Raw genomic sequence first — 1,294 nt, 5'->3', positions numbered from 1 at the left:
AAGCAGAAGAGCTCACGGAGTCCGATTTGGCGAAGACGATCCATTCCATGATCAGGGTTCTCGACGAGGCGCGGTCCGTCGATTTCTACAACAAGGCGTTCGGCCTCGAGGTTGCGCAGCGGCTCGATTTCGAGACCTTCACGCTCGTCTATCTCAGCAATGAGAGTTCGCCTTTCGAGGTGGAGCTGACCGTGAACAAGGGGCGCACCGAGCCCTATGCACTCGGCGACGGCTACGGCCATCTCGCCGTCTCGGTCGCCGATCTCGACAGCGAGCACGACCGGATCGGCGCGCTCGGTCTCAACCCGAAGAAGATCGTCGAGTTCAACCACGACGGGGCGCGGATCGCCCGCTTCTTCTTCATCGAGGATCCCGACGGCTACAAGATCGAGGTCCTGCAACGGGGAGGGCGCTTCCAATAGGGGACATCTGCCGCGGAGAGGCGCGGCGCCAGCAACGGCACTCCCGCGGGGGTGCGAACAGCAAGCAGGGAGGAAATCATGGTCACAGTCTACGAGAAGAAAGCTGTCGATGAGAGGAAGATTGGGCTTTCGCGGCGCGAGCTTCTGAAGCGAGGCGGCGCGGGCGCGCTGCTCATCATCTCCGGCAGCGCGGTCATTAGCCCCGAACACGCATGGGGTCTCGAAACCTCGGCGCTGAAGCCCGAGACGATGGCGACGCTGATCCAGGTGGCGCGCGACATCTACCCGCACGATCAGGTGCCGGACAAATACTACGCCATTGCCGTCAAGGGCCACGACGAGACGGCCGCCAAGGACCCGGCGCACAAGGAGCTGATCGAGAAGGGTATCGCCGAGCTCGACAAGAAGGCCGGCAAGGGCGGCTATCGCGGGCTTGGCTGGGAGGAGCAGCGAGTGGCGCTTCTCACCGGCATCGAGAAGACGCCGTTCTTCCAGGCGGTTCGCGGCGGGCTTGTCGTCAGCCTCTACAACCAGAAGGAGGTATGGCCGATCTTCGGCTACGAGGGCGAGTCCTATTCCAAGGGCGGCTACATCGCGCGCGGCTTCAACGACATCGAGTGGCTGTAGGCCGCTCTAAGTCTTTGTCTTTGCGCAATTCCGGACGGAAAACCGCTACGCACTTTTCCTGGAATTGCTCCTGAACCGCTTTTCGACAGATTTCATGGGAGGAAACCATGGCAGCTTCATTTGATCTCAACAATGACGGCGTGGTCGTCATCATCGGCTCCGGCGCGGGCGGCGGCACGCTCGGCAACGAGCTCGCGCAGAAAGGCATCGACGTCGTCATCCTCGAGGCGGGCGCCCGCCACGAA

Annotated in this window: 3 protein-coding genes; all 3 read left to right on the top strand. The window is 62.1% G+C overall.

Annotated features, from left to right (window positions below; translation table 11 throughout):
• The first annotated feature begins 26 nt into the window (after positions 1-26).
• Positions 27-422, top strand: coding sequence for a VOC family protein (locus tag EOD07_RS34700; protein WP_040987135.1), 396 nt, complete (start codon positions 27-29; stop codon positions 420-422).
• 78 nt (positions 423-500) lie between these two features.
• Positions 501-1,049, top strand: coding sequence for a twin-arginine translocation pathway signal (locus EOD07_RS34695; protein WP_041000668.1), 549 nt, complete (start codon positions 501-503; stop codon positions 1,047-1,049).
• Positions 1,050-1,156: 107 nt separating this feature from the next.
• Positions 1,157-1,294: FAD-dependent monooxygenase (locus EOD07_RS38910; protein WP_164772856.1), on the top strand; the 138-nt coding region annotated here is incomplete at its 3' end.

Source organism: Mesorhizobium sp. M2C.T.Ca.TU.002.02.1.1 (assembly GCF_003997225.1).
This window is presented reverse-complemented; position numbering and strand designations above follow the sequence as displayed.

Coding starts and splice junctions, on each gene's coding strand:
- EOD07_RS34695 (WP_041000668.1), top strand. CDS start 501: ATGGTCACAGTCTACGAGAAGAAAGCTGTCGATGAGAGGAAGATTGGG.